We start from the raw sequence: 1,646 nt of genomic DNA on the forward strand, positions 1-1,646 counted from the left end.
AGCCTGGCATCGGCTAAGCTGAATCGAGCCTGCTTGCGTGGAGCGACGATCCCGAAGGACATGTATCCCAGTACACCTTCTAATCCTCTCAATGTTTCTCTGTCTTAGGAGCGTACTCGCTCGGCACCAGAGAGGCTACATTATTAATTAATGATTGCTGATTAATGATTGCTGATTGAGAGTCGATCGTCTTTTCTGGGTCGATCGTCTTCTCTGTAGTCAGCCCAGTGATCTGCTTAGTGATGTGGCCAGTGATCCGCCCAGTGAATTAATCAACTTCTGGGTGTGTCCCTGATGACAAATAACAGAGTAATTGTTCTTGCTTTAATCGCTCTTGCTTTAGCAGTGCAATCGCCTCAATTTCTAGATGAGCTTTAGTAGCACAATCCCTAAGTCAGCTAAAAGCGTAATCGATGAACTAGACAGAGTAGTAATAGGATTTTCATGACTTTCAATATTTCTAATGCTGATCAAAAGAACGATCAGTCACTTATGCTCAATTGGACGAGCATTGCATTTTTTGCGGCAATTCATGGTCTGGCTTTATTAGCCCCCTGGTTTTTCTCCTGGTCAGCTCTGGGAGTTGCCCTCTTTCTGCACTGGTTGTTTGGCAGTATTGGCATTTGTCTGGGATATCATCGCTTACTGACGCATCGCAGCTTTCAGGTTCCGAAGGGATTGGAATATGCGATCGCCCTTTTGGGGGCTTTGGCACTACAGGGTGGTCCGATCTTTTGGGTTGCGGGGCATCGTCGGCATCACACCTACACTGAAGACATTGACAAAGATCCCTACTCTGCAAAACGGGGTTTTTGGTGGAGTCACATGGGTTGGCTATTTCGCAAACGTCCAGAATTTTTTGAGTACGAATCCAACCGCAAATTCGCACCGGATTTAGCAAAAGATCCGTTTTATCGCTGGCTCGATCGCAATTACCTGCTGCTGCAAGTTCCGCTTGGAATTGTGCTGTACCTGTTTGGGGGCTGGTCGTTTGTGATTTACGGACTTTTCTTCCGATCGGTGATCCTCTGGCACAGCACCTGGTTGATTAATTCTGCAAGTCACATCACGGGTTACCGCAGCCATAAGGTAGATGATAACTCGCGAAATCTGTGGTGGGCAGCGATTCTTACCTACGGGGAAGGCTGGCACAACAACCATCATGCCTATCCCAATGTCGCCAAGGCAGGCTGGAAATGGTGGGAAATTGATATGACCTGGTGGGCGATCGTGAGTCTGAAGCAGCTGGGGCTGGCGAAGAGAATCATTCTGCCGCCGACCGCAGGATAACGCTCAGGATTAAACGCAGGCAAAACATTTGAGTGCTGTATGCAAACGGGGTAAAGTTACTGCCTTAAGCGACAGCACTCGATTTTTTAATGAACAGGTTGATTATCAGGCGAAGGTTGCCTAAACTGAAGTGTAAACAGTGTAAACGTCTATTTCAAAATCTTAAAAGAATCTAAAACAGAACAAGAGAAACTTAACTTGACCCGCAGTAGTCGATAGAGTAGCCGATAGAGTAACGTTTAGGTTTACCTTCTAAGTAACAGGTCTGGATAACAGGTTTGAATCACAGGATGATGAGGCGAATTGAGAATGCTACAAATGTTGATAACAAAGACTGAATAGATTGAACCGGGACT

At 46.1% G+C, this 1,646-nt stretch carries 1 protein-coding gene; it reads left to right on the top strand.

Annotated features, from left to right (window positions below; translation table 11 throughout):
* Positions 1-492 precede the first annotated feature (492 nt).
* The gene (locus tag H6F80_RS00005) at positions 493-1,290 is read left to right on the top strand and encodes a fatty acid desaturase (protein WP_242067079.1); all 798 of its coding nucleotides are present in this window, start codon (positions 493-495) and stop codon (positions 1,288-1,290) included.
* Positions 1,291-1,646 lie beyond the last annotated feature (356 nt).

The sequence above is a fragment of the Leptolyngbya sp. FACHB-711 genome (assembly GCF_014695615.1).
In the GTDB taxonomy this organism is placed as follows: domain Bacteria; phylum Cyanobacteriota; class Cyanobacteriia; order Elainellales; family Elainellaceae; genus Leptolyngbya_A.

Coding starts and splice junctions, on each gene's coding strand:
- H6F80_RS00005 (WP_242067079.1), top strand. CDS start 493: ATGCTCAATTGGACGAGCATTGCATTTTTTGCGGCAATTCATGGTCTG.